The sequence below is a fragment of the Ensifer sp. ENS06 genome (assembly GCF_014852205.1).
Classification (GTDB): Bacteria; Pseudomonadota; Alphaproteobacteria; order Rhizobiales; family Rhizobiaceae; genus Ensifer; species Ensifer adhaerens.
In genome coordinates this window covers 1,534,076-1,560,043 of sequence record NZ_JACVBC010000001.1, presented here as the reverse complement: position 1 = coordinate 1,560,043, position 25,968 = coordinate 1,534,076, and the positions used below count along the sequence as shown (strand labels likewise).

Here is a 25,968-nt window from a genome sequence, read left to right as displayed (position 1 = left end):
CGTATGTCCATGCCAATTATTAGATAGATTAGTCAATTTATTAAATGCCACGCGTGTCGACGATGAACGAATGCTCGCGCGCACCAAGATCGGCGGCGATCAGGTCATGGTCGCTGCCTCATGAAAGCGAACTTTTTCAATCGGTTACGGCGCAAATTTATAGCGCCTCCCGTAACGGAGAACACGAATGAGTACCCCAGACCGCATCGACGACGTCGATGCATTGCGTGGCTTTGCCTTGCTCGGCATCCTCCTTGTCAACATCATGGCCTTCGCCTCCGCCTTCTACGGGCTGGAAATTTCCGACCCCGCCTTCGGCGGCATCCTCGATCGCAGCGTGCATTTCGTGATCGCCCTGTTCTTCGAAATGAAATTCTACCTGCTCTTCTCGTTCCTGTTCGGCTACAGCTTCACCCTGCAGATGCGTTCGGCGGAAAAATCCGACGAGGCCTTCGTTCCCAGGCTCTTGCGCCGACAGATGGGCCTCTGGCTGATCGGGCTTGCCCATGCGGTCCTGCTTTTCCATGGCGATATTCTCACCACCTACGCGGTGCTTGGCATCGTCCTCCTGATGCTCAGAAACCGCAGCGATGGGGCCCTCTTCCGCCTGGCGAAATGGCTGGTCCTTATCCTTGCAGTGGTCTGGGGCACACTCGGCATCCTCATCACGCTGGATCCGGTACCGCTCGATCGGTCTGCCATTCTTTCCGCCGCGGAGGCGGCCGAGCTTGCCTTCCAAGGCGACTGGCAAGCCGTCATCGGTCAGCACCTTAAGGAGCTCAACTCGGTCTGGATCATCCTCGTCCTGCTGCAAGCGCCGTGCGCGCTGGCGATGTTCCTGCTCGGCCTGATCGCCGGGCGTCGCAAGACCTTGGCGCGGCCGGAGGAGAACACGGCGTTGTTCCAGCGCCTCGTTCGTACCGGTCTCTGGATCGGCCTGCCTGGCGCCGTCATCTATGCCTATGTCAGCGTCGAGATGCCCGAATCGCCAATCGCGGTCATCGCGCTTTCGATCGGGCTCGCCACCGGCCCGCTTCTCACCGGCGCCTATGTCGGCGCCATGATGCTGCTCTTCGGATCCGAAACCGGCCACAGCCTGCGCAACCTGCTGGCGCCTGCCGGCCGCATGGCGCTGTCCAACTATCTGCTGCAGTCGCTGATCGCGGCGCTGATCTTCCATGGTTACGGCCTTGGTCTCATCGGCCAGGTCGCGCCTTTGGCAAGCGTGCTGATCGCGCTTGCGATCTTTGCCGCCCAGCTCTTCATCAGCCACTGGTGGATGGCCCGTTTCGCCTATGGCCCGCTCGAATGGATCCTGCGCTTCATCACCATCGGCCGCGTGCCGCAGTGGCGCCGCCCGGCGGAGGCGCGCTGACGGACACCAGCCAATTCCCGCAACCAATGCTGCCCGGCGCCTTCGGCGCTGGGCATTTTCGCTTCCTGGCTTGAGACACAGTTCGGCACTATTTCGCTTTGACTCTAATTAGATGCTTGTCTAAATATTGAGACAACAAGCGAGCGGAGACGATGCGGATCAACAGGGTTTTCGAGGCGCTTTCTCATCCCGTGCGGCGGCAGATCCTGGCACTGTTGAAGGCCGGGCCGATGAGCGCCGGCGAACTCGCCGAGCATTTCGACCTGACCAAGCCGACGCTTTCCGTGCATTTCAACAAGCTGCGCGAGGCAGAACTCGTCGCGGTCGAGCGGCGCGGCACGAGCCTCATCTACCACCTCAACATGTCCATTCTCGAAGAGGCGCTCGGCGGTCTCCTCAGCACAAGGGATCAAGCACCATGACCTTGCTTTTGCGTTCCCCGATCGCGCTGGTCGCTGGCGGCATACTTTTTTCCGCGACGCTCGTCGGCTATCTCGCAATCCCCGCCGAGGCGCTGCTTCCGATCCATTGGGGTGTTGACGGCACGGCCGATGCCTTCTGGCCGCGCGACCGGGCGCTGGCGCTGGCGCCTGTGGCGGTCGCCGTGCTTGCCGCATTCTCGTTCGCCGTTGGTCGGTTCGCACCACAGGCCGAGCTTCAGGCGGGCCGGCATATCGCCGAAGTCACCCTCCCCGCGATCCTCGCGCTCTTTGCCGCCATTCAAACTGTGATCGTGCTGATCGGGCTTGGCGGCGACCTCTCGATGACGCGCGTGATCGCCTTCGGCCTCGGACTTCTGTCGATCGTCGTCGGCAACGTCCTGCCGAAATCGCAGCCGAACGGCCTTGCCGGCATTCGGCTGCCGTGGACGCTCGCCGATAACGCCAACTGGCGGGCAACGCACCGGCTTGCGGGCCTGCTGATGGTCTGCGCCGGTATCACCCTGGCGCTGCTGGCCCTCGTCATGAGCACCGGTCCAGCGCTTGCCGCAGCGACGATCGCCGCGCTGCTGCTGCCGGTCGCAATTGCAACGCTCTATAGCTACCACATCGCCCGTCGCAGTTAGTGGCTCCAGGCGTCGCAGCTCGGCCGCAGCGCAACGGCAGAAATGAAAAAGGCCGGTCTTGCGACCGGCCTTTTGCTTGTCTTTCCTGTGCGCCTCAAACGAGACGCGACTGTTCCAGTGCAGCTTCGATGAAGCTTGCAAACAGCGGATGCGGATCGAGCGGACGCGACTTCAGTTCCGGGTGGTACTGAACGCCGATGAACCACGGATGGTCCGGATACTCGACCGTCTCCGGCAGGATGCCGTCCGGCGACATGCCCGAGAACACCAGACCGCAGGACTCAAGCCGATCCTTGTAGTCAACGTTGACTTCGTAGCGGTGGCGGTGACGCTCAAAGATCTCGGTCGAACCGTAGATCTCGGCAATCTTGGTGTCGGCCTTCAACGATGCGCGATAGGCGCCAAGCCGCATCGTGCCACCGAGATCACCCGATGCGGAACGCTTCTCGAGTTCGTTGCCCTTCACCCACTCGGTCATCAGACCAACGACCGGTTCCTTGGTCGGACCGAACTCGGTGGAGGACGCCTTCTCGATGCCGGCGAGGTTGCGGGCAGCTTCAACGACAGCCATCTGCATGCCGAAGCAGATGCCGAAATACGGCACCTTGCGCTCGCGGGCAAAGCGCGCCGCGTTGATCTTGCCCTCGGAACCGCGTTCGCCGAAACCGCCGGGAACGAGGATGCCGTGTACCTTTTCAAGGTAGGGCGCTGCGTCTTCCTTCTCGAAGACTTCCGATTCGATCCACTCGAGCTTGACCTTCACCCGGTTGGCGATGCCACCATGGTAAAGCGCTTCAATCAGCGACTTGTAGGCATCCTTGAGGCCGGTGTACTTGCCGACGATCGCGATCGTGACTTCGCCTTCCGGCGTGCGGATGCGATCGGCAACCCGTTCCCAGGCGTCCATGCGCGGCTTCGGCGCCGGCTCGATGCCGAAGGCTGCCAGCACTTCGTTGTCGAGGCCTTCCTTGTGGTAGGCGATCGGAACGTCGTAGATCGAGGCAACGTCCAGCGCCTGGATGACTGCCGACTGGCGGACGTTACAGAAGAGCGACAGCTTGCGACGCTCGGCCTCCGGAATTTCGCGGTCCGCACGAACGAGGAGGATATCAGGGTGGATGCCGAGTGCCTGCAGTTCCTTGACGGAATGCTGCGTCGGCTTGGTCTTCAGTTCGCCGGCTGCCGGGATATAGGGCATCAGGGTGAGATGGACGTAGACGGCGGTGCCACGCGGCAGGTCGTTGCCGAGCTGGCGGATCGCCTCCATGAACGGCATCGCTTCGATGTCGCCGACGGTGCCGCCGATTTCGCACAGCACGAAGTCGTAGTCGTCGTTGCCTTCGGTAACGAAGTTCTTGATTTCGTTGGTAACGTGCGGGATCACCTGAACGGTTGCGCCGAGATAGTCGCCGCGACGTTCCTTGTCGATGATGTTCTTATAGATCCGGCCCGTGGTGATGTTGTCGGTCTTCGTCGCTGAACGCCCTGTGAAGCGTTCATAGTGGCCGAGATCGAGATCGGTCTCCGCGCCATCGTCGGTTACGAAAACCTCACCGTGCTGGGTCGGGCTCATGGTGCCCGGGTCAACGTTGAGATAGGGGTCGAGCTTGCGCAGTCTCACCCGGTAGCCACGCGCCTGCAGCAGTGCTCCGAGAGCCGCTGCAGCGATGCCTTTTCCGAGGGAGGAAACCACGCCGCCTGTGATGAATACATATCGCGCCATGGGAGTCACCGGATACCTTTTAACAAATGATTCCGCCACCGAAAAATTCATGTTCCAGAACTTTTCGTCTTGGGATGGAGGCAGATTTCACACAAAACAAAACCGGCGGATGAAACATCCGCCGGCGGGTTCTTCAGAATTGCGACCTTATTGGCCGCTGGGAACTTGCGATCCCGTATTGCTGTTGGCGCCAGCGGCGGGCGCCGGGGTCGTTGCGCCGCCGGCCGGGGCTTCGCCCGTCGTTGCCGGTGCGGTCGTCGAGGGAACGCCATTGTCGGCCGGAGCGGCGTTGCCGGTTGCCGGCTGCTGTCCAGTCGCACCGCCAGCCGGAGCCGGAGCGCCGCCACCGAGCGAATTGAGAACGCCTCCGCCATTCGAGCTGGTGCCCGGGATACGGTCGAGGATGTCGGTCGCCTGCGGCTGGTAACGCGCGAGAATGCCCATGCCGAGCGCCAGGACGAAGAAGAGCGCGGCAAGGATCGCCGTCGTGCGGGTCAGCGCATTGGCCGTGCCGCGCGCGGACATGAAGCCCGAGCCGCCGCCGATGCCCAGGCCACCGCCTTCGGAACGCTGAATGAGTACGACGCCGATCAGGGCGACGACGACCATGAGATAGATGACGAGTAGTACGGTCTGCATCAGCTTCCAGTCCTGCCCTTGGGGCACACGAATCAAACCCTGCGCAAACTCGGCATGGCCGGGCGCAATTTTCGCGCCTCTTTATACCATGCCGTGCGCCATTCCAAGCCCCTGCCCGGTAACCCGGGCGATCAGGCCGTCAATTCTTCATAAGCCCGGTAGATGGCGAGGAAGTCTTCGGCTTTCAAGCTTGCGCCACCGATCAGTGCGCCGTCGACATTGGCAACGCCCATCAATTCCTTCGCATTGGACGGCTTGACCGAGCCGCCATAGAGGATGCGCATCTTGGCGCCGCCGTCGGCAAAGCGTGCGATCAGCTCCTTGCGCATGAAGGCGTGGGCTTCCTCGACATCCGTGGCCGTCGGCGTCAGGCCGGTGCCAATCGCCCAGACGGGCTCATAGGCAATCACGGTGTTTTCCGCGGTTGCTGCATCCGGCAGGCTTTCGGCGAGCTGGCGCTTCAAAACATCGAGCGTCTTTCCGGCCTTGCGCTCATCACCGGTCTCGCCGATGCACACGATCGCGACGAGTTCGGCCGAATGGGCCGCTTCCGTCTTTGCGCGTACCAGCGCATCGCTTTCGGCATGATCGGTGCGGCGCTCGGAATGGCCGACAATGACGTGGGTGCCGAAGCAATCGGCGATCATTTCGGCGGAAAGGTCGCCAGTGTGGGCGCCCGACTGCTTCTGGTGGCAGTCCTGCGCGCCGATCAGCAGCGGGCTGTCGTCGCAAAGCGCCGTCGCCACGTAGAGCAACGTTGCCGGCGGGCAGATCAACGTTTCGACCTTGGCGGAGAGTTCGCCCTTGACCCCTTCGGCCATCGCCTTGATCTGATCGAGCGAAGCGCGGGTTCCGTTCATCTTCCAGTTGCCGGCGACGAGCGGGCGGATATCGGGCGTCATGCTATTTCCTCCGGGTACTTTTCTCCGGAAGCGGCCTAGCAAATGCAGCCGGCAAATAAAAGCACCGCCGTCGATTATTCATGGGCCGCGGGGCCGGTTGCCCTGCCCCGCCGTCAGGCGTTGCGCGTCGCCAGCATCATGACGAAGGACGCCCTGCCTTCTCGCGATATTCCGCCGTCGACCCGACCTTTGCGGCCACAATCGCATACATCAGCGGCAGGCTCGGCATGGCCGCCGGCGGCGCCATGCGCCCGCCGCCAAGGTCGCGCATGCCTTCAAACGCCACCCAGCCGTTGGCATAGGGGTATTCCTTCAGGACTTCCATCCGGAGCCCGGCGTCGATCAGCGCCTGCACAACATCGGCGATACCCCAGTTGAACTCGAAGGACGGGTGCGGATTGGTGAATCCCACCACGCCCTCCTGATAGCCGCCATGGGCAAGGCCTGCGCCCGAGTCGGCGACATAGTCACCGACGCCCGCTTCCGCGACCGGGTCTTTGGGCGCGTAGTCGTAGTGTGGCTTCCAGCCCTGATCGAAAACCATCGCAAAGGGATGGAATTCAACGAAGGCGAAACGCCCGCCGGGCTTCAGCACGTCGGCAATGCCACGCGCCCAGACACCGAGGTCCGATAGCCAGCAAATGGTACCATAGGAAGCAAAGACGCGATCGAACCGGCGGCCGGCCTTGCGGGCGTCGTCGAACCAGCCGAACAGGTCGGACCGCTCGAAGGCGGCTGCGATGCCGCTTTCCGCCGAAAGCCCTGTGGCAAAGGCGATCGCCTCATCCGAGATATCGACTCCGGTCACGTTCGCGCCGCGCCGCGCCAGGCTCAGGCTATCCTGGCCGGAATTGCATTGCAGGTGGAGGACGTCGAGCCCAGCGATATCGCCGAGCAACTCGATCTCTTCCGGATAGAGCGTGGAGCCGCCGGCGCGGAAGAAAGCGGCCTGGTCGCCCTTGTGACTGTTGTGCGCGACGGTCGCGGCATTCCACGAGAGGCGATTGGCCTCGTGAAGATCAATGCTCATGTTCCAACTCTTGAATATCTGGGAGAGACACGGGAGGTTTTTTCCCCGTATCCCGGCGCCCTTAGAATTTCAGCACAGCCTCAAGCTCGTCATCATAGTACTCGCCCGTCGGCTTGAAGCCGAGGCCTTGGTAAAAGCCCTCGGGGCTGCCAGGGCCCTGCCCGTAACTCGTGTAGAGCTCATGCAGGCCCCGCGCCTTCAGATCGCGCACGACAAGGGCAATCGCCTGCTTGCCATACCCTTTGCCCTGGAAAGGCCGGGCGATCATGAAGCGCCAGAGATAGACACCCGGGCAATCGATGCCGTCATCCCAGTCGGATCCTTCGTGTAGCATGATGAAGCCAATGAGCGTCTCATCGGCGTAGACTGCACGGAACCAGGCATTCTCGGAAAAATGCGCCTCGGCGATCGAGGTGCCGTTGTCCGCCACCATGTTGCGTTGTTCGTCGCTCAGCGTCTCGCTGAGTTCGCAGACGTCGCAGACGGTCAAGGCTGATATGCGCCGAAGGGTGATTTCGGCATCGGACGGCAATACGGTTTCACTCATGGGAAACTCCTTAGAAAAATCAAAATGTTAAAAAAGGGCCCGAACCAGAACGGCGGACCTCGAATCACCCGTTAAAGGGGCAATCGGCGGATAAAATGAAATCATGGCGAGAAAACGCCAAAGTCAGAACTGCCGGTATCTCGCCAGATTCCGGCACCGCTGTTACTAGGCTATACGCCTGCCTTCACTTCGGGCGGCCGGCCGTCGGTTGATTGCCCCCGTTCTCCAAGCCGGCGATCGCCGCGTGAACGTCGGCTTCGGCATCCTCGTCGAACTGCTCGAAGATCGCGTCGCCGATCAGGGCGTGAACCTCGCGGAGATAGGGTGCTGCCGCCTCGCCTTCGCCGAGCGCCAGATAAGCGCGCGCGATCGAAAGCGACGAGAGCGGCTGGCGCCGCGCGAGCGTCCACTCACGGGCAAGCAGGGAGACTGCAATGCTCTCCCGATGGTGCCCGGCATCGCAAAGGGCGGCGCCGTAGCCGCTCTTGACCCAATAATACATGTCCGTGAAAGCGAGGTGGACATCGGCTACGTTGGATGCCAGACGCCAGGCGTCGACCGCTTCGCCATAGTTGCCTTCGGTTCCAAGCCGGATGCCCGCGCGGCCGTGTTCGTAGGCTTCCCGCTCGTGCGGGTTCATTGGTGTCGTTTTCTTCTTTGTCATGTACGCCAGTCCACATGCTCCCAGGAACAACCCCTCCGTGTCCCCTCCACCAGCAAATGGACCATAGCTTGCCGAGATCAACAAGATCTCAGTGCAATTTTATGGTATTCTAGGCGAATAAAAGCACGAACTCATGAGTCTTACCGCAGTCGCCGAGCCAATAGCGGCCGGGCGAGCGACCATGGGGTCGAACATGCTGCGCAACGACAAAGCCGGATTTGGGTGGATCACCATCGTCCTTCACTGGGCGATTGCGGCATTGATCCTCACCCTACTCGGCCTCGGCTTCATCATGCGGCGAACGCCCGTCGATCCGGCGCTGCAGTTTTCGCTTTACCAATGGCACAAGTCGCTCGGTTTCACCGCGCTCGGTCTGGCGACAATCCGCGCGCTCTGGCACCTGGTCGAGGTTCGTCCGCGCCCGCCCGCAGGCCTCAACGCGCTCGAGCGCCGTGCAGCCAGCGCCACCCATGTGGTGCTCATCCTCCTCGCGCTCGCCGTTCCGCTTGCCGGCTGGGCGGTGGCCTCGACATCGACGCTGAACATACCGAGCTTCTATTTCAACTGGATCGTCATCCCCCACCTGCCGATGGCGAAATCGGAATCGGCCGAAGACCTCTGGACGCTCGTCCATATGACGCTCGCCTACCTCCTGCTCTGCTTCGTCGCGCTTCACGTCCTGGCCGCCCTCTACCATCACTTCGCACGCCGCGACGACGTCCTCGTCCGCATGCTTCAGACCGGATCACGCCAACGCGCTTCCTCCCAAGCGGCTGGTTCGGATCCGGTTATCGCCGGAAGGAAGAAACCATGACACTGCACTCGCAATCACCAACAAAGGCCATTGCCTTCACGCTGCTGCTGGCGCTCGGGAGCATTCCGTCGCCCGCCACGGCAGCCGCGCCGGACCTTGCCGATGCTGCCGGCAACTACGGGATCACGCCGGCTTCGCGTATCCATTTCACCGTTGCGCAAGCGGGCGGCGGCGGCATTGTCGGCGATTTCGCCAAGTTTTCCGGCAATTTCCGCATCGACCGAAATGATGTCGGCCATTCGACGGTCGAATTCACGCTTTACCCGGAGAGCGTGAAAACCGGAGAAAAGCGGATCGAGGACTTCCTGAAGTCGAGCGCCGTCTTCGATACCGCAAACTTCAGCACCGTCACATTCCATTCGACGACCGTGAAACAGACCGGACCGGACACGGCCGCGGTCGAGGGAACGCTGACGGCGCGCGGCACGTCGCGAAAGGAGCGCTTCTCGGTAACGCTGCTTGACTGGAACCGCGGCTCGATCGCCTTCAACATCCGCGGCAATATCCACCGATCACCCTACGGCATGGATGTCGGCACGCCGATCTATTCCAACGTCGTCGAGTTCGACATGAACATCAAAGGGCAGAGGCGCTGAACGCCCCTGCCCTTTGCAAGTCGATAGGCTTCTCGATCAACCGATCTGGCTGCCGACGAAATCCTTGACGATCCGCACGATGCCGCGGCCGAGCAGGTCGTCGAGGGCGGCGATGAACTGGTCGACATGAGCGCGCTCGCAGATCAGCGGCGGTTCGAGCCGGATGACGTTGCGATTGTATTCGGTGAAGGCCACCAGCACGTCGTAGTCACGCAAGAGCAGCGCACCGATGAAGCCAGAGAGCGAGCCTTTGAGCTTGTCGTCGAGCATCGAGACAACAGGACGCAGCACCATCGGCAGCGTCTGGCTGAAGTCCTGGAATTCCAGGCCGACCATCAAGCCCTTGCCGCGGACGTCCTTGATGATCTTCGGATACTTCTCTTTCAGCGCCTGCAGACGCTCGAGCAGATAGTCGCCGCTGTCGGCGGCGCGGTCGATCAGGTGCTCGTCGTAAAGCACATTGATGCCTTCAATCGCCGTGACGCAGGCCTCGCCCATGCCGCCGAACGTGGCCATCGCATGGATCATGGCGGTCTTCGGCGTGCCGTAAGCCTTCATGTAGACCTCACGACGGGCAATCATTGCGCCGACGGCGGCCTTGCCGGCGCCGAGCGACTTGGCGAGCGCCGTCACGTCAGGCACGACGCCGTAATGCTCGAAGGCATAGAAGCGGCCGGAGCGGCCATAGCCGCACTGCACTTCGTCGGCGACCCAGAGCACGCCGTATTTGTCGCAGAGCGCACGCAGCTTCTGCCAGTACTCCGCCGGTGCCTGGATGATGCCGCCGCCGCCCTGGATGGTTTCGAGCACGATGACGCCGATTTCCGGGTCGGACTTGAAGGCATTCTCCACCGCGTCGATATCGGCAAAGGGCACGCGCACTGTGTTGTCCGTGATCTTGAAGTCGGCGCGGTAAAGCTGGCCATCGGTGATGGCGAGCACGCCCTTGGTCTTGCCGTGGAAGGAATTCTCCGCATAGACGACCTTCGGCCGCTTCGGGCCGGCGGCACGTTCGGCAAGCTTGACGGCAGCCTCCATGGCCTCCGAACCGGAAGAGCCGAGGAACACCATGTCGAGATCACCCGGCGAGCAGGCCGCGATGTTCTTCGCCAGCGCCGCTGCATATTGCGACATGAAGGCGATCGCGATCTCGTGGCGCTTTTCGTCCTGGAATTTCTGTCGGGCTCCCAGAATGCGCGGATGGTTGTGGCCGAAGGCGAGCGAGCCGAATCCGCCGAAGAAATCGAGGATCTGGCGGCCATTCTGGTCGGTGTAGAACATACCCTCGGCGCTCTCGATCTTCACCTTGTGGAAACCGAGCAGCTTCATGAAGTGGAGCTGGCCCGGGTTCAGGTGTTCCTTGAACGCGGAGGTGATGTCGCCGATCGACATGGCTTTCGCCTGTTCGACGGTGATGAGATCGGGCTTGGCGACGCCACCGTCGAGCGACGGCGCGGCAACGGCGATACGGTTCGGTCTGTCCAGCATGATCTTTCCCCTCATTCGGCCGGCACGGCGGCAGCTGCAGGAACTGCGGCGCCCATCTTCTTGGCCCGATATTCGTCATAGGCGGCGATCAACATGTCGCCATCGTTGAACTCCGCGCGCCAGCCGAGTTCGCGCTTCAGCTTGCCGGTCTCGCGCACGCACATTTCGTCGGCGATCAGGTACTGTTCCGGATCCATGATCGGCTTGTTGATCAGGTCGAAGAAAGCCAGCGTCTGCTTGACCGCAAAGGCCGGCGTCGGCAGCAGGAACGACTTCGAACCGGCATGCTTGATCAGGTTGCCGAGCAGGTCGCGCACGGACGGCGGATTGTCGGAGCCGAGATTGTAAGCTTCGTTCGGCACGCCACCCTTCCAGGCAAGGCGCGCAGCTTCAGCGCAATCGAAGACCGAGATGAACTGGTAGGGCGCCTTGCCCGAGCCGATCATCGGCACCGGCAGGTTCAGGTCGATCAGCTTGAACAATTTCTCGAGGATGCCGAGACGGCCGGGACCGATGATCAGGCGCGGGCGGAAGATCGAAATGTTCATGCCCTGCTTGCGCCACTGCATGGCCAGCTGCTCGGTTGCCCATTTCGACTTGCCATATTCGCCGAGCGGCTTTGCCGGATGGGTCTCGGTTTGCGGCGACTGGACGGTGTGGCCATAGATCATGTCGGTGGTGAACTGCACCAGGCGTGATGCGCCGGCGGCATCCATCGCCTTCATGATGTTTTCGGCACCGTAATAATTGACGGGCCAGAAGAACTCCCAGCGCTTGGCGCGGACCTGCAACGGTGACAGCATCTTGGCCGCCATGTTGTAGATCATGTCGTCGGCGCCGATGCCGACCTTTTGGACGGCTTCCAGATCGGTGACGTCGCAATGAACGAAGCGGACGCGGCCGTAGTGCGGCAGGTCGGACTTGACGATATCGGCGACAACGACGTCCTCGCCTTCCTTGACGAGGCGTTCCGCCAAATGACGGCCAACGAAGCCGTCGCCACCAAAGATGATGTGTTTCATGACTTGCTCCCGAATTCTGCGGTGCTCACCCCGGCGGCATCAGCCGATTTCTCGTCGGCGCTGGATGAGATGCCCGACTGGGCGATAAGAACGGTTCCGGCGCAGATCAGCGCGATGCCGGCGATACGCCAGGCATTGAGGTCTTCGCGAAAGACGAAATAGGCGAAGACCGCAACGAGAACGTAAGCGAGGCTCAGGAACGGATAGGCAAAGGAAAGCTCGACCTTCGACAGCACATAAAGATGCGACGCCATCGAGATGACGAAGGTCGCAAGACCGGCAAAGACCCATGGGTTGAAGACGATCTGAAACAGCCGGACGATCGCGGTTTCGGCAGTCATCGAAATCGGTCCGAGCGTCATCATGCCCTGCTTCAGCATCAGCTGAGCGGCGGCGTTGGTGAGCACGGTAAAGAGAATGAATGGAATATATTTCATAGTTTTACTCCCAGTCCCGAAAATCTACTTACGGGCAAGAGACGGATATTCCGTGAAGTTTGCGCATTTAATTGAATAAAATTGTCTGCATTCTCATTCTGGCAAAGCCAGAGCCGTGCGTTTCCAGAAGTTCGAAACCAGCGCAGGGTCGCGCAACGTTTCGATCTTTCTCCAGAAAGGAAAAGATTTTTCAAAAACTTGCGGGCTCATGCGGGCATCCTTGTACGGATTGATCGCACCGCCGGCCTCGACTACGATGCGATCGAGCGCATCGAGCAGCTTTACTGTCCGTTCACCTTGATTGGCGAAGTCCAGCGTCAAAGTAAAACCGGGACGCGGGAAGGACAGGATGCCCCGGGAGCCGATGTCGCCGAAACGCTTCAGGATCGTCAGAAACGACGCATGGCCGGCCTGGCGGGCGGTTTCCATGAGCTTGGCCGTGATCTCCGGTGCGTTTTCCGCGGGATAGACGCTCTGATGCTGGTAGAGCCCGCGCGGGCCATAGAGCCGGTTCCAGGCGCCGATCGCATCCAGCGGATAGAAATAGGACGTCCAGGGAACGGTCGTCACCGTCTCGCCCGGCTTCACCTTGCGGAAGTAATACTCGTTGAAGCCTTTGAGCGTTGCCTGGTTGAGGAGGTTGAACGGCGGCGAAAACGGCACGGACAGCTTCAATCCCTTGGGGATGTCGGGCAGTTCGCAGGAACCGTCGGCATGATCGCCGGCGAGCAGCACGCCCCTGCCCATTCGAGATCCCTTTGCGAGCTGGTCGATCCAGGCGACGGAGTATTCATGCTCGGCATCGACGCCGTCGACGAGGGCAAAATATTGGTCCAGGTTCTCGAAACGGATCGCGTGCTGCTGCACATGCGGCGACGGCACCTTCATCAACCGGATATCGACGGTGAGGATCAGTCCGGTCAGCCCCATACCGCCGATGGTCGCGGCGTAGAGTTCCGGGTTTTCGACCGGCGAGCAGGTCAGCCGTTCGCCGGTCGAGCGCAGCAGCGTGAAACGCGTCACGTGATTGCCGAAGGTGCCGCGCGCGTGATGGTTCTTGCCGTGCACGTCGTTGGCGACCGCGCCGCCGACGGTGACAAAGGCCGTGCCAGGCGTCACCGGCAGGAAGAAGCGATGCTCGATCGCCCGTTCCAGCACCTGGCGCAGCGTCACCCCCGCCTCGCAGGTCATCATGCCGGTGCCGGGATCGAAGGCGAGTATCCGGCCGTGAAGGTTGCTTTCGATCAGCGTACCGCGATCGTTGTGGCAGCTGTCGCCGTAGCTGCGTCCGTTGCCGAAAGGGAGATAGCCTTCGGCCTCAAGGCTGCCGAGCCGGTCTTCATAGTCGTCAGGCGAAATTCCAGGCCGCACGCGATTGTCGATGCGGCCCCAGCTTTCATGGTCTTGCAGGGTCATTGCGGCCCGATGGCTCCGAATAGGATCAGCAGCGCGCCGATCAGCATGGTCAGTTGGCTGCGCCAGTCGCGCATGATGAAGACGACCGGATCCTCATGCAGCATGCCGCGGCGCGCAAGCATCCAAATGCGCAGCAACATATAGAGCACCAGCGGGCAGAGCGGCCACAACGCCCAGGGCGTGGTGTACATCTCCTGCAGTTCCTTGCTGTGCACGTAGAGCGCCAGAACCAGGGCCGAGGTGAAGGCGGAGGCAACGCCGGCCTGGCCGACCATCTCGAAGTCGACAGCGAGATAGCCACGCCCCGGCACGTTGCCGCCGTCCTTGTCCTCGAATTCGTGCAGCTCGACGTAACGCTTCACCAGCGCGAGGCTCAGGAAGAAGAAGATCGCAAAGGACACCAGCCAGAAGGACAGTTCCGTGCCGGTCGCGGCCGCGCCAGCGACGATGCGTGTGGTGTAGAGGCCGGCGAGCGTGAACACGTCGACGAGCAGCTTGCGCTTCAGCACGAAGGTATAGGCCGTCGTCGCGCAGGCGTAGAAGGCGAGCACCCCGGCAAACTTCCAGGGCAACAGAAGGGTCAGCGCCACGGACGCGATGATGAGGCAGCCTGCAAGCACCAGCGCTGTCGGCACGGACATCTGGCCGCTCGCGAGCGGCCGGTAACGTTTCTTCGCATGGCGGCGATCGTTGGCAAGGTCCGAAAGATCGTTGATGACGTAGACGGCGGATGCGAGGAAGCTGAAGGCAAAGAAGGCGATGATGACGCTGACGATCGCATCGAAATGCAGCACCTCGTGGTTGAGGATCATCGGCACGCCGATGAGCACGTTCTTCGCCCATTGATGCACGCGGATCGACTTCAGCGGCGCAAGCGCGCTGACCTTGCCGGTATCGAGCCGTTCGGCATCATGGTTGCGACGCCATCTTTCCGCGGCCGCATCGGGCGAGACCACGATCGCGCGGCGTGCCACCTCAAAGACGGCGATATCGTCACGGCTGTTGCCCATGTAGTCGAAGGCGCCGTCGCCGTACCGCTCGACCAGCGCCCGGCGCTTGTTGCTGCTCGTCAGGTTGAGCGCGTCGGTCGAATGCATGACCGAGGAGAACATGCCGACATGGGCGGCAATGTCGTTTGCAACGGACGGTGCTGCGCCGGTCACGAGCACGAGTTCGCGCCCGCTCTTCTTTTCCTCCATGAGCCGGTCGATGACGGCCTGCCGATAAGGCCAGTCTTCCGCACGGCGGCCGGATCTAAGGGCCACTTCGTGCTTCAGCCGTGCCTTACCTTTTGCCAGCCAGACCAGCATCGGAAACAGCATCAGCGGATTGCGCAGCAGGATGATCGCCGCCCCTTCCCACAAGGTGTCGGCGGCCAGCAAAGTGCCGTCAAGATCCACACACAGCGGAATGTGCCGTGTCTCGGTTCGCGCGTCCATGAAGTCCATCCCAGCCATAGTTGCCGGTATCATCACGACTTCAACTTTCCAGAGTGGAAACGCAGGCCTTGGTTTCGCTCGCAAATTGGCGGGCTGGTTAACAAATCCGCAGCAGCAGGGCGACGCCTATCGCCTGTCGCGTGAACGAAGAATCACACACCGGGCCTTAGGCTCTTGTTTTGATGCATGTCGCTGCCGCAAAACTGCTGCACACTTTTGCGCGACATGCATTAGCGGCTGCCGATCCAGTTCAGCGCATCGCGCCAGTCGGTCATGCGCACCGGCGTTCCGTGCGAGCCGGTTTCGAAAAGCACGAAGCGCGTCGGATAGCCCTTGGCCTTGAGAGAGCGATAGAGCGCCTTCTGGCCTTCGGCGGGATAGACGCTGTCACGGCTGCCATGGCTGAAGAACATCGGCAGCTTCGCCTTGTAGGCGGCACTTTTCGTGAAGTCCGGATCACTGACGCCGCCCATCACCATCATGCCGGAGAGTGCTGCGACGGCGGAGGCGTCGCGCGCGACACCCCAGCAGATGAAGCTTCCCATCGAGGCGCAGGCGAGCACGACCGGACGGCCTCCGGAACGTTCGGACGCGTATCGAACCAGGCCGGCAATATCGGCGGCACCTGCCGTATCGAAGGACCGGACGCTCGGGGCGTAATAGACGCCGCCATTGGCGACGGCGAGGTTCTTCAGCCGGTTGAAGTTTCCACCGAAGGAAAAGTCGTTGGCACCGAGCCGACGGTCGCCGCCGCGGCCATGGATGAAGATGACCGAGAAGCCGGCGCCGCGATCGGGGCCGACACGGGTCACGTCGAGCGCGCGGCCACCGATATCGAGCGTTTCATTGGCCTGCTCGTTCTTCACGCCAAGCGACACATAGGCGCGCTTCACCCGGCGTTCGGGGATTTCGTCGCGTTCGTTGATATCCCGCAGTTCCTGGTAATCGATCGTCAGGTCGTCACCGCCATCCTCCTGGCCGAGCACCTTGGCATAGGAGAACAGATCGTCCTTGTAGGGCTTGAGCGTCTGCGCCTCTGCCGGCGAGGCGGCAATTGCCAAGGCCAGAGCGAACAGGCAGGCACGAAACGGAAAAACAACTGTGGACACGGCCAAATGACGGGCTCCCTCTTTCGCCGCAAGCCTTGCCATTGGCCGCACCGCAAAGCAACACTTGGCCCGAAACACGGCCGTTCGTGCGAAAAATCATCGGCGGCCGGTGCCAGAAATTCTCCTTTTGTTCGCGTATCCTGTGAGAGTCTGGCAGAATTCAGGTGATTCGACCGCCGGGGGATGGCGGCAGAGCCTGGGGCTTGCTATGGCCTCTGGCATTCCCGAACGACAGGAACGATCCGAACGGCCCCATGGACGACAACAGCGACCTCTTCTCAATGCCCGAGCAACCGAACGCCGTACAGCCGAGCGCCAAGCCGGCCGTGGCTGCAGCCCCCATCGCGCGCGAAGAGCCGCGCCCTGCCCCGAAAGGCAGCGATGGCAGCGATTACGATGCGTCGGCGATCGAGGTGCTCGAGGGCCTTGAGCCGGTCCGTCGTCGTCCGGGCATGTATATCGGCGGCACCGACGAGAAGGCGCTGCACCATCTCTTTGCCGAAGTCATCGACAACTCGATGGACGAAGCGGTCGCCGGCCATGCCAACTTCATCGAGGTCCATCTCGACGCGGACGGGTTCCTGACGGTCACCGACAACGGCCGCGGCATCCCGGTCGAAAACCATCCGAAATTCCCCGGCAAGTCGACGCTCGAAGTCGTCATGACGGTGCTCCATGCCGGCGGCAAGTTCGATGGCAAGGCCTACGAGACCTCGGGCGGTCTGCACGGCGTCGGCGTATCCGTCGTCAACGCACTCTCCGACGCGCTCGAAGTCGAGGTCGCCCGCAATCGCAAGCTCTATCGCCAGCGCTTCTCCCGCGGTATTCCGCAGGGCGGGCTCGAGGAACTCGGCGACGTGCACAATCGCCGCGGCACGCGCGTCCGCTTCCATCCGGACCCGGATATTTTCGGACCGCACGCGCATTTCGAGCCCGGCCGGCTTTTCCGCATGGCGCGCTCGAAAGCCTATCTCTTCGGTGGCGTCGAGATCCGCTGGTCCTGCGATCCGTCATTGCTGCAGGAAGGTTCGGAGATCCCGGACAAGGCCGTCTTCCACTTCCCGGGCGGCCTGAAGGACTACCTGGCGGCGACGCTCGGCAAGGAATTCACCGTTACCCGCGAGATCTTCGCCGGCAAATCGGAGAAGGCCAACGGTCACGGTTCGCTCGAATGGGCGGTCACCTGGTATGGCGGCGACCAGCAGGTTCACTCCTACTGCAACACCATTCCGACGCCTGAGGGTGGTACACACGAGGCGGGCTTCCGCATCGCGCTGACCAAGGGACTGAAGAACTATGCCGAGCTGAAGCAGAACAAGCGTGCAGCGCTCATCACCACCGATGACGTGATGATCTCGGCCGCCGGAATGCTGTCCGTGTTCATCCGCGAACCGGAATTCGTCGGCCAGACCAAGGACAAGCTAGCGACAGTCGAAGCACAACGCATCGTCGAAAATGCGCTGCGCGATCCCTTCGACCATTACCTTGCCGACAATCCGGCCGAGGCCGACAAGCTGCTCGACTGGGTGGTCGAGCGCGCCGAGGAGCGCGTGCGCCGGCGCAAGGAAAAGGAAGTCAACCGCAAGACGGCCGTGCGCAAGCTGCGCCTGCCCGGCAAGCTTGCCGACTGCTCGCAGAACACCGCTGAAGGTGCCGAACTCTTCATCGTCGAAGGGGACTCAGCAGGCGGCTCGGCGAAGCAGGCGCGCAACCGCGCCAACCAGGCGATCCTGCCCTTGCGCGGCAAGATCCTCAACGTGGCGAGCGCCGGTCGCGAAAAGCTCGGCGCCAACCAGCAGATTGCCGACCTCATCCAGGCGCTTGGCTGCGGCACCCGCAGCAAGTACCGGGAAGAGGATCTGCGCTACGAGCGCATCGTCGTCATGACCGACGCCGACGTCGACGGCGCGCATATCGCCTCGCTGCTGATCACCTTCTTCTACCAGGAGATGCCCGAACTGATCCGCGGCGGTCACCTCTATCTCGCCGTGCCGCCGCTCTATCGCATCAGCCAGGGCGCAAGGACGCTCTATGCCCGCGACGACGCGCACCGCGAGGAGCTGATGCGCACCGAGTTTGCCGGTCGCGGCAAGGTCGAGATCGGCCGCTTCAAAGGTCTCGGCGAGATGCTGCCGGCGCAGCTCAAGGAAACGACGATGGATCCGAAGTTCCGCACGCTGCTCAAGGTCGAGATCGACGATGTCGATTTCGAGGGCACGCGCGAAGCGGTCGACAACCTGATGGGCACGAAGGCGGATGCCCGCTTCCGCTTCATCCAGGAGCGCGCTGTCTTTGCGGAAAACCTGGACATCTGAGCCGGCTTTTTGCCGGCAAGCAGGATCACAATAATCCATACAGAAACGGCGGCTCACAGGCCGCCGTTTCTGTATTCAGGGTTTGAAGGCTGCTCGAGCTTACGCAACGTGAACGGGCTTCTCCATGAAGAGGCTCAGCGGATCCGGCTGATACTCCCCGAACGGCGGGCGCTCGACGTAGCCGGCCGCCTTGTAAAGGCCGATCGCTTCGGGCTGATAGATGCCTGTTTCGAGGCGGATTGCCGCCAGTCCGAGTTGCGCCGCGCGCGCCTCCAGCGCCTGCAGCAACAACTTGCCGACCCTCAGCCCCCTCGCCTCGGGATCGACGAACATGCGCTTGATTTCCGCAGTCCCGTCACCGGCATCAACCAGGGCGCAGCAGCCGACGGTATCGCCGTCACGCCGTGCGACGAAGAACGATACCTCCGGCTTTTCCAGGTTCGACAGATCGACCATGTGATTGCTCTCGGCGGGGTAGAGTGAGGCGGCGTAGGCGTCAGAGAGTTGCAGGAGACGCAGAACTTCAGCTTGGCGCGGCGTCTCCTGGGCTATGATTACGGCAGGCAATCGGGTCGTCCTTTTCATTCAGGCGTGGTTTCGCGCCAAACTACCGCCGGCCTACGCCCGGACCAATACGTCAAATGGCGCAGGCTCGTATGCCTCCCCATCAATCCGCCTAACAGGCTGAAACAATTTGTTCCGCGCTGCCGGCAGCATCGCCCTATTTCGAGGAGAATCATGCAGGCATAGGTTGATCCACCACAACCTGCAAAGACGATGGGAATGCGATGCAAGCGGCGCTGATAGTGATGACCATTCTCGGCTGCGACCACGACGTCAGCCAATGCCAGTACATCTCGACGGTCAACGGGAGCTGGCCATCGATCGCGCAGTGCGACACGGATTCGAACGCGCAACTGCCGAAGTTTTCCAATGCGAACTATCCGGTCGTCGTTGCGGTTTGCGAGAGCTCGGCGCCAAGCGTCGCCGAAATCCCCACGCCGCCACCCGGCGCCCAGCAGAACCAGGCGCTGCCCGTTCCGGCAGCGGAGCCGGAACCCGCGCAAGGGTTGCCGAAACGCACGCTGGCTTTCCTGTCGGGCGCCATCCCCGATCGGGAGAAGCTGAAGACCATCGTCACGAAGCCGGTGCGCTATGTCGAAGATGGCTATTCCTGGGTCGCGCGCCGCTTTACCGACTGACGCACCAAGCACGCCTCAGACGAGGCCGGCCGAAATCAGGCTGTTCGCCGAGGCCACGACGGCCTCTTCGGCAGAGCGCGGCTGCCATGCGAGAACACGGCGCGCCTTTTCGTTGGAAATGCGGGGGTCATGCCCGAGTTCGCGCACGATGAGGCGCAGGCCCGCATCGAAGGGGGCGGCAAGCCCTGCCAGCCAATTGGGCAGCGCGAACCTCGGAAGCCTGCCCGCATGTTCAGGGAACCTGCGCCGGAGGATGGCCGTGATATCCGCAAGGGAAGCGCCTCTCCCGCAATCAGGAAACGCTCGCCTGCCGCTGCGGCGACGCTTAAGGCCTGCACATGCGCATCCGCCACGTCGCGGACGTCGACAACCGGCACGGCGAACTTCGGCAAGGCGGGATAGTTCCCCTTGAGCAGGTTGCGCACCACGGCGACGGATGTGCCGATCTCATGGCCAAGAACCGGCCCGAGGACCATTCCGGGATTGATGACCACAAGCTCCAGGCCGCTGTCAGCCGCACAGTCCCAGGCCGCGCGTTCGGCGAAGGTCTTGGAGCGGTAGTAGGGTGTCGCAAGCGATGACTGCGGATCGGTCCAATCGTCCTCCGTAAACGGCGCGCGCCCTGCCCCGTAGATGACCGCGGCGACCGACGACGTGAGCACGACGCGTTTGGCACCGGCCGCATGGGCTGCCCTGAGCACACGCAGCGTACGGTCACGGGCCGGCCCGATCAGGTCATCTTCATTGGCGGGCAAGCGAGCCGGAAATGGCGAGGCGGTGTGGACGACGTAGGAAACCTCGGCAAAGGCCTCAGCCCAGCCCCGCTCCTCCAGGAGATCCGCCTCTCCAAACGTCAGGCGCGCGGCATCCGTACCACCGGCCGCGCGAATGGATCGCTCGATCTCCTCGACGCGCCCGAGCGCGCGAACCGTGCCGTGCACAGGATAACCTTCGCGCAGCAAGGCGAGCGCGACGTGCCGTCCGACAAAACCGCCGATTCCGGTCACGGCAACGGTCGCGGTCCTCGCGTTCATGGGTCCATTCCTCGCTAAAACGGGTCGCGATCAGGCGGCCTGGCGTGCGGCAAGTTCCGCGTAGTCACGGGCCGACTGGCGCTCCTCGGCGAATGCCAGGCGCTCGAGCAGATCGATCATCGCTGCGTCGGTCGGCGATGTTGCCCGTCCACGTCGCAGGCGCACGAGCAGTTCTGCCGAGACCGTCGCGTGGCCGCCGATTGAACCCGGCCCGTCCTGACGCCACAGGAGGACCGCTGTCGCAAACGTCTCGCTGACGTCGCGGCCGAGCCCGGCGCTTTCGAACAGGGCACGGATCGAGTGGACGCGCCCACCGGACAGGATGGAACGCACGCGTTTTTCGTTGACGCCGGAGAGGTCGACGATTGCGGCCGAGAAAAACTCTGCACGGCCGGTCACGAGCGCATGCAGCAGGAAGGCGGGCGTCAGGCGGCCGGTCTCGCGCAGATGCGTGACGAGGTCCGGCAGCTCCTCGACGGCTGTCGTTCCAACCATGCCGACGGCAGCGATATCGCAGGCTTCACGGGTGACCCGCTGCACGCGACCTTCTCCAATCGTCACCTGTACGAGGCCGAAGGCGGCAAGTGCTGCACCGACTTCTTCGACAAGCGCGTGGCGGGCGGCACTCGGCAGGTCGTCGCGCGCAAGAAGCAGGTCACGAACCGAAGCCGAATGGCCAAGACGCTCGGCAATGCGCTTCAGCGAACGGCGCGACAGAAGAGCGCCGGGGTTTTCGAGCAGGATCAGCATTTCGTCTTCGTCGCCGATTTCGGCGATCGCAGCGGCGACCCCGCGCGAAACGAAACTGCGCGCCGCGATCAGCGCGCGGGTCTCCAGCGTTCCCCGAGCCGCGAGGTCGACCAGGTCGTCGTCGGTCAGGACGGGAGAATGCGAAACGACGAGATAGGCAATTTCAGGCTGGTCCCCGGCAAGACCAAGAATGATGGCGCGCGGCACGGACGAGCAATTGCAAAGGACTTCGGCCAAGGCAAGGCGCACTTTCGGCGATGGATCGTCCAGCAGAAAGGTCATCGCCATCTCGGCGGCGCGACGATCGAGGCCATTCAGTTGCGCGTCGACATAGGCGCGGCCGAGCGCGCTGGCGGCGCGAATGCGCTCGCCTGTTCTCGCCGTTTCCACCCAGCGAAGAAATGCTTGTATGATCACCTACGCCCCACTAGACCACGCCAATGCCACCGATGTTCTGAGCCTAGCGAGCAAAGGTTTAAGATTGGTTCACCATGTCTGTTAACCGCCTCCAAACCATAATACCGCTGCTGTTTGCGGACGCCGACGCGCTTAGCCTGGACGTGAGCGTTCTCAACACATTGGCTGGGCTGATCCTGACTGCCGGCTGCGGCCACGAAACGCGTCTTGGCCTCGCCCGGATGGAAGGACGCGATCTCGCGCTGCTCGCCTGTGTGGAACCGGTCGGGCTGCTCCATGAAGACGACGTACACTGGCTGCTTGATAGCGGCATCGATGGCGTCGTGCTTACCGGATGCCGCGGCCGCGCGGACATACAGAAGCTCGACGTGATGCTGCGGGTTGCCGAAGCAAGGATTGGCCTTCCAGCCAATCGCACCCGGATTTACGCCGAATACGGCGCAGCACCCGAAGGCCTGCTGTCGCCGCACACACTGGCGGGGTGCTCGCAGCGACTGGAAGGATTGATCTTCAACGGCTCGGCGCTGGCAAAGGCAGTCGGCTGCAAGGAGCCGGCGAGTGCCGCGCATCAGGGCGTGGCCGCGCCCGTGCTCGCGGGTCGCGCCAATGTGGTGCTAAGGGCCCACGAGGCCGGCATCCGCGCCTATGAGGTGCTGCCGCCCACCGCCGATGCGGCAGCCACACGCTGGGCGCTTTCACAAAGCAGGAACGACGGATTCGCTTCGGTCGTCTGCCGCTCGCCCGAGCAAGCAGTCATCGCCGGCAGCCTATGACGCCGAGCCGGCGCGGTAACCGTCAGCGCGTCGGGCGGGTCATCTGGAAGACGTCGCCGCCGTCGCAATAGTCCATGTAGCCGAGGCGGGCGAGCGGCTTGACTGTCGCCATGTCGAAACGGCCATCGCGGATCGCGTCTTCGCGAATGTGGATGCCGACGACCTGGCCGATGACGACGTAGTTGTCGGACAATGCACCATCCAGATCCTTGGGCTGGAACATCTCGGTCATCCGGCATTCGAGCGCGGCATAGGCTTCACCGACGAACGGCGCCCCAACCAGCGCGCCGTCGACCGGCGTCAATCCGGCGATCTCGAATTCGCTCTCGCCATGCGGCGCCGGGATCGACGTCTTGTTGATGGCGGCCGCCAGGTCACGGCTGGCGAAGCTCGCCGTGAACTCGCCGGTTGCCTCGATGTTGCGAACCGAATCCTTATAGCCGCTCGATGAAAACATCACGAGCTTCGGCCGGTCGCTGATGGCATTGAAGAAGGAATAGGGCGCGAGGTTCAGCGCGCCCTCGGCCGACCGCGTGCCAATCCAACCGATCGGCCGCGGCGAAACAATCGCCTTGAAAGGATCATGCGGCAGACCGTGACTGTTCGAGGTCGTATCGTAAAACATCAGGCTTCCTCGCCAACCCAGGTGACGATCTCGGCCAGCTCCGGCCGCGGCCGCTCCGTCGGTGGCACCATGGCGGTACCGATATGGATGAAGCCGGCAATTTTCTCGCCCGGCTTCACGCCCAGCAGCGGATAGGTGCGCTCGTCGAAAGCATACCACTCGGTCAGCCAGTTGGATGCGTAACCGAGGGCGTTGGCGGCCATCAGCAGGTTGAGGCAGACGGCACCAGCGGACATGACCTGTTCCCATTCCGGGATCTTGAAATGCGGCGCGGCGGTGCTGACGACGGCAACGACCACAGGCGCGCGCGACAGACGGGTTTCCTCCACCTTGATCATCTCTTCCGACAGATCCGGCTTCAGCTCAAGCGCCATTGCCTTCAGCTTGGCGCTGATGCGTACCCTCTCCTCGCCGCGATAGACGATGAAGCGCCAGGGCGCGAGTTTGCCGTGGTCCGGCACGCGCGAAGCAAGCTTCAGCATTTCCTCGACCTCGGCCTTGCCGGGACCGGGACCTCCCATCTGGAAAGCGGGGATGGAGCGACGGGACGTCAGGTAGTCGACGAGCTTAATTTCGGTTTTCATGTCAGATGAATTCCACTAATTTGCCGCCCCACAGGCAGCCACGAAAATGCCATACCGGCGTCCCAAGTGGAGTCACTCAGTCAGGAAGTCAACTGTTCTCATGCGTGCACTCTCTCGTATTTTCCTTCAGACCGGTCTTGCGATCCTTGTCGCCGGCACCGCTACGGGAAATGTGTTCGCAGAGGATGCGACCCAGGCGTTTGAAAGTTTCCCCTCGATCGCCGGCCCGCGCAAGATGCCGAAGCTGACGGGCTTCAGCCCGATGACATCGGATCCGCTGGCGGACGGCACGCTGAAGGATATCAAGCTCGAGGCGCTGCTGACCGAAAAAGGCGGACCGGTCGAAGCTGGGCTCACCTGGCGTGTGTTCAGCCCGATCCCCGGAAGCGACGGCAAGCTGCCGCTTCTCGCAACGTCGGAAGGCGGCTCGACAGCGTTCAATCTGGTACCGGGCGAATATTTCGTCAATGTCTCCTTTGGACGCGCCTCAGCCACGCGCAAGGTCCGCGTGCCGGAGCAAGGCGCGCTCGACAAGCAGGTGCTGGTGCTCGATGCCGGCGGCATGAAGCTCAATGCGGTCTCCGGCAGCGACGTGCGCATCCCACCGGCCGAACTCAGCTTCGACGTCTATTCCGCCGACACCCAGAGCGACGGCGAACGGGCGCTCATTGTCGAGGACGTCAAGCCGAACACGGTGGTCCGGCTGGGTGCCGGAACCTATCACGTGACCTCCAGCTATGGCGGCACGACCAACGCCTCGACCGCGGCAGACATCCAGGTCGAAGCGGGCAAGCTGACCGAAGCAACCATGCAGCACCGCGCCGCCAAGCTCACGCTCAAGCTGGTTTCGGAACCGGGCGGCGAAGCGATCGCCAACACCGCCTGGACGATCCTCACCTCCGCCGGCGATACGGTGAGCGAAGCCAACGGCGCCTTCCCGACGCAGGTTCTGCTCGAAGGCAGCTATTCCGCTGTGGCGCGCTACAAGGACAAGATCTACGAGCGCGACTTCACCGTGAAGGCCGGCGTCAACATGGACGTGGAAGTACTGCTCAGCAGCGGCGGCAACAATGCGAACACCAATGCGAGCGTTGTGTCGGAAGCACAGGACTGAGCTTCGACGTGACGGAACGCAGTTGACCTAACGTCAGCCTGCCCGTCGCATGAACCGCCGACGCGGCGGCGCCATGGAAAAGACCGCTTCATAGATGCGCGCCAAAAGGTCCTTGCGATCGCCACAGGCACAGAGATCCTCGGGCGTGAGCACGCCGCCGATGCGCGCCGCGATCGTCGTTCCGGACAGACGCCGGAATTCGCGGATCAAGAGCGACAGTCTCAGCGTCAGTGAAATCTTGCTCGCCAGGTGGAAGAACGGGCCGTTCTGCCCTTCGAAGTAGATCGGGATCACGCTCGCCCGCGCCGCCTGAATGAGCTTTGCCGGAAAGATCTTCCACGGCAGGTCCTCGGCCCGACCAAAACCCTTCGGCGCGGTCGCCACGCCGCCGGCCGGGAAGATGACGATGGTCACGCCTTCCTTCAGCAGTCGCAGCGCTTCATGGCGTGTCGCCATGTTGACGGCCAGCGCCTCCTTCGTCTCTTCGAACGATACCGGCAGCGAGTAAGGCGCCATTTCCGGCACCTTCAGCAGTTCGTTGTTGATGAGGACGCGGAAGGGACGGCCGAGCTGTTCGGCAAGCGCCAGCACGGCGATGCCGTCGCCGATGCCGAAAGGATGATTGGCGATGATGACGATCGGCGTATCGGGCAGGTTCCGCGGCGGCCACTCGCCTTTTGTCTGCAGCGTCACATCGATGAGCTGCAACATCTCCCCGAAGACGCGCTCGCTCTTGCCGACGATGTCGGACCGCCAGCGCGTATAAAGCTTGGCATAGCGGTTGCGGCCCGACAGGCCTTCCATGGAGCGAATGAACCAGCGCTTCAGGCGCCGGTCGTTCTCATTGGCGTAGGACAGCTCTTTGAACTGCACGGAAATCTCCGATG

At 62.4% G+C, this 25,968-nt stretch carries 27 protein-coding genes; 9 read left to right on the top strand and 18 right to left on the bottom strand.

Annotated elements, in window-relative coordinates; genetic code table 11:
* The first annotated feature begins 187 nt into the window (after positions 1-187).
* The 3 genes from IB279_RS07775 (at position 188) to IB279_RS07765 (ending at position 2,441) form a co-directional block, all read left to right on the top strand.
* A complete protein-coding gene (locus IB279_RS07775) occupies positions 188-1,375 on the top strand; it encodes a DUF418 domain-containing protein (RefSeq protein ID WP_192339137.1) in 1,188 nt (395 codons plus the stop codon).
* Between the two features lie 152 nt (positions 1,376-1,527).
* Positions 1,528-1,797 carry an autorepressor SdpR family transcription factor gene (locus tag IB279_RS07770; protein ID WP_197067148.1) on the top strand — a complete coding sequence of 90 codons (270 nt, stop codon included), beginning with the start codon at positions 1,528-1,530 and terminating at the stop codon, positions 1,795-1,797.
* Positions 1,794-2,441: an SdpI family protein gene (locus IB279_RS07765; protein ID WP_060582483.1), complete on the top strand. Its 648-nt coding sequence runs from the start codon at positions 1,794-1,796 to the stop codon at positions 2,439-2,441. The genes IB279_RS07770 and IB279_RS07765 overlap by 4 nt, the downstream gene beginning before the upstream one ends.
* 94 nt (positions 2,442-2,535) lie before the next feature.
* Here IB279_RS07765 and IB279_RS07760 read toward each other — a convergent pair whose 3' ends face one another.
* The 6 genes from IB279_RS07760 to IB279_RS07735 all read right to left on the bottom strand — a co-directional run bounded on the left by IB279_RS07760 (position 2,536) and on the right by IB279_RS07735 (position 7,946).
* Positions 2,536-4,173, bottom strand: coding sequence for a CTP synthase (locus tag IB279_RS07760; protein ID WP_082566349.1), 1,638 nt, complete (start codon positions 4,171-4,173; stop codon positions 2,536-2,538).
* Positions 4,174-4,311: 138 nt separating this feature from the next.
* Entirely contained in the window at positions 4,312-4,803 is a 492-nt protein-coding gene (gene secG, locus IB279_RS07755) for a preprotein translocase subunit SecG (protein WP_034795875.1), read from the bottom strand.
* A gap of 131 nt (positions 4,804-4,934) precedes the next feature.
* Positions 4,935-5,705 carry a triose-phosphate isomerase gene (gene tpiA, locus IB279_RS07750; RefSeq protein ID WP_060582484.1) on the bottom strand — a complete coding sequence of 257 codons (771 nt, stop codon included), beginning with the start codon at positions 5,703-5,705 and terminating at the stop codon, positions 4,935-4,937.
* A gap of 136 nt (positions 5,706-5,841) precedes the next feature.
* Positions 5,842-6,735 (bottom strand): bifunctional 2-polyprenyl-6-hydroxyphenol methylase/3-demethylubiquinol 3-O-methyltransferase UbiG, encoded by an 894-nt coding sequence (locus IB279_RS07745; protein WP_113187838.1) that lies wholly within the window; start codon positions 6,733-6,735, stop codon positions 5,842-5,844.
* A gap of 61 nt (positions 6,736-6,796) precedes the next feature.
* The gene (locus tag IB279_RS07740) at positions 6,797-7,282 is read right to left on the bottom strand and encodes an N-acetyltransferase (RefSeq protein WP_060582485.1); all 486 of its coding nucleotides are present in this window, start codon (positions 7,280-7,282) and stop codon (positions 6,797-6,799) included.
* 184 nt (positions 7,283-7,466) lie between these two features.
* Positions 7,467-7,946, bottom strand: coding sequence for a hypothetical protein (locus IB279_RS07735; RefSeq protein ID WP_113187839.1), 480 nt, complete (start codon positions 7,944-7,946; stop codon positions 7,467-7,469).
* Between the two features lie 193 nt (positions 7,947-8,139).
* Between IB279_RS07735 and IB279_RS07730 the strand changes: the two genes are divergently transcribed.
* Entirely contained in the window at positions 8,140-8,760 is a 621-nt protein-coding gene (locus IB279_RS07730; protein WP_113187855.1) for a cytochrome b, read from the top strand.
* Positions 8,757-9,356, top strand: a complete 600-nt coding sequence (locus IB279_RS07725) for a YceI family protein (protein WP_060516885.1) — start codon at positions 8,757-8,759, stop codon at positions 9,354-9,356. The genes IB279_RS07730 and IB279_RS07725 overlap by 4 nt, the downstream gene beginning before the upstream one ends.
* Positions 9,357-9,392: 36 nt before the next feature.
* Here the strand turns inward: IB279_RS07725 and IB279_RS07720 are convergent, their stop codons facing one another.
* The 6 genes from IB279_RS07720 to IB279_RS07695 all read right to left on the bottom strand — a co-directional run bounded on the left by IB279_RS07720 (position 9,393) and on the right by IB279_RS07695 (position 16,309).
* A complete protein-coding gene (locus IB279_RS07720) occupies positions 9,393-10,844 on the bottom strand; it encodes an aspartate aminotransferase family protein (RefSeq protein ID WP_192339136.1) in 1,452 nt (483 codons plus the stop codon).
* 11 nt (positions 10,845-10,855) lie between these two features.
* Complete coding sequence (locus IB279_RS07715) at positions 10,856-11,866, bottom strand: NAD(P)-dependent oxidoreductase (RefSeq protein WP_113187841.1); 1,011 nt, start codon at positions 11,864-11,866, stop codon at positions 10,856-10,858.
* A complete protein-coding gene (locus tag IB279_RS07710) occupies positions 11,863-12,303 on the bottom strand; it encodes an EamA family transporter (protein ID WP_034795905.1) in 441 nt (146 codons plus the stop codon). The genes IB279_RS07715 and IB279_RS07710 overlap by 4 nt, the downstream gene beginning before the upstream one ends.
* A 93-nt stretch (positions 12,304-12,396) precedes the next feature.
* On the bottom strand, positions 12,397-13,719 hold the full coding sequence (locus IB279_RS07705; RefSeq protein WP_034795908.1) for an FAD-binding oxidoreductase: 1,323 nt from the start codon (positions 13,717-13,719) through the stop codon (positions 12,397-12,399).
* Positions 13,716-15,158: a UbiA family prenyltransferase gene (locus IB279_RS07700; RefSeq protein ID WP_113187856.1), complete on the bottom strand. Its 1,443-nt coding sequence runs from the start codon at positions 15,156-15,158 to the stop codon at positions 13,716-13,718. Before IB279_RS07700 ends, IB279_RS07705 begins: the two co-directional genes overlap by 4 nt.
* Positions 15,159-15,388: 230 nt before the next feature.
* Positions 15,389-16,309 carry an alpha/beta hydrolase gene (locus tag IB279_RS07695; RefSeq protein WP_112772655.1) on the bottom strand — a complete coding sequence of 307 codons (921 nt, stop codon included), beginning with the start codon at positions 16,307-16,309 and terminating at the stop codon, positions 15,389-15,391.
* A gap of 212 nt (positions 16,310-16,521) precedes the next feature.
* Between IB279_RS07695 and parE the strand changes: the two genes are divergently transcribed.
* Positions 16,522-18,582 (top strand): DNA topoisomerase IV subunit B, encoded by a 2,061-nt coding sequence (gene parE, locus IB279_RS07690; protein WP_113187843.1) that lies wholly within the window; start codon positions 16,522-16,524, stop codon positions 18,580-18,582.
* Positions 18,583-18,681: 99 nt separating this feature from the next.
* On the opposite strand, the gene IB279_RS07685 is transcribed toward parE, so the two are convergent.
* Positions 18,682-19,149, bottom strand: a complete 468-nt coding sequence (locus tag IB279_RS07685) for a GNAT family N-acetyltransferase (RefSeq protein WP_060582491.1) — start codon at positions 19,147-19,149, stop codon at positions 18,682-18,684.
* A gap of 221 nt (positions 19,150-19,370) precedes the next feature.
* On the opposite strand from IB279_RS07685, the gene IB279_RS07680 reads away from it, so the two are divergent.
* Entirely contained in the window at positions 19,371-19,784 is a 414-nt protein-coding gene (locus tag IB279_RS07680) for a hypothetical protein (RefSeq protein WP_112976205.1), read from the top strand.
* Between the two features lie 35 nt (positions 19,785-19,819).
* Here IB279_RS07680 and IB279_RS07675 read toward each other — a convergent pair whose 3' ends face one another.
* Both IB279_RS07675 and IB279_RS07670 read right to left on the bottom strand, forming a co-directional pair.
* Positions 19,820-20,818 carry an NAD-dependent epimerase/dehydratase family protein gene (locus tag IB279_RS07675; protein WP_246801858.1) on the bottom strand — a complete coding sequence of 333 codons (999 nt, stop codon included), beginning with the start codon at positions 20,816-20,818 and terminating at the stop codon, positions 19,820-19,822.
* 30 nt (positions 20,819-20,848) lie between these two features.
* A complete protein-coding gene (locus IB279_RS07670; RefSeq protein ID WP_113187844.1) occupies positions 20,849-21,985 on the bottom strand; it encodes a DUF2336 domain-containing protein in 1,137 nt (378 codons plus the stop codon).
* A 74-nt stretch (positions 21,986-22,059) separates the two neighbouring features.
* On the opposite strand from IB279_RS07670, the gene IB279_RS07665 reads away from it, so the two are divergent.
* The gene (locus IB279_RS07665) at positions 22,060-22,758 is read left to right on the top strand and encodes an aldolase (RefSeq protein WP_113187845.1); all 699 of its coding nucleotides are present in this window, start codon (positions 22,060-22,062) and stop codon (positions 22,756-22,758) included.
* 22 nt (positions 22,759-22,780) lie between these two features.
* Here IB279_RS07665 and IB279_RS07660 read toward each other — a convergent pair whose 3' ends face one another.
* A complete protein-coding gene (locus IB279_RS07660; protein WP_034795932.1) occupies positions 22,781-23,383 on the bottom strand; it encodes a flavin reductase family protein in 603 nt (200 codons plus the stop codon).
* On the bottom strand, positions 23,383-23,967 hold the full coding sequence (locus IB279_RS07655) for a nitroreductase (protein ID WP_113187846.1): 585 nt from the start codon (positions 23,965-23,967) through the stop codon (positions 23,383-23,385). Before IB279_RS07655 ends, IB279_RS07660 begins: the two co-directional genes overlap by 1 nt.
* A gap of 100 nt (positions 23,968-24,067) precedes the next feature.
* Between IB279_RS07655 and IB279_RS07650 the strand changes: the two genes are divergently transcribed.
* A complete protein-coding gene (locus tag IB279_RS07650; RefSeq protein ID WP_113187847.1) occupies positions 24,068-25,081 on the top strand; it encodes a hypothetical protein in 1,014 nt (337 codons plus the stop codon).
* Positions 25,082-25,114: 33 nt separating this feature from the next.
* On the opposite strand, the gene IB279_RS07645 is transcribed toward IB279_RS07650, so the two are convergent.
* Positions 25,115-25,954, bottom strand: a complete 840-nt coding sequence (locus IB279_RS07645; RefSeq protein WP_034795943.1) for a lysophospholipid acyltransferase family protein — start codon at positions 25,952-25,954, stop codon at positions 25,115-25,117.
* Positions 25,955-25,968: the final 14 nt, after the last annotated feature.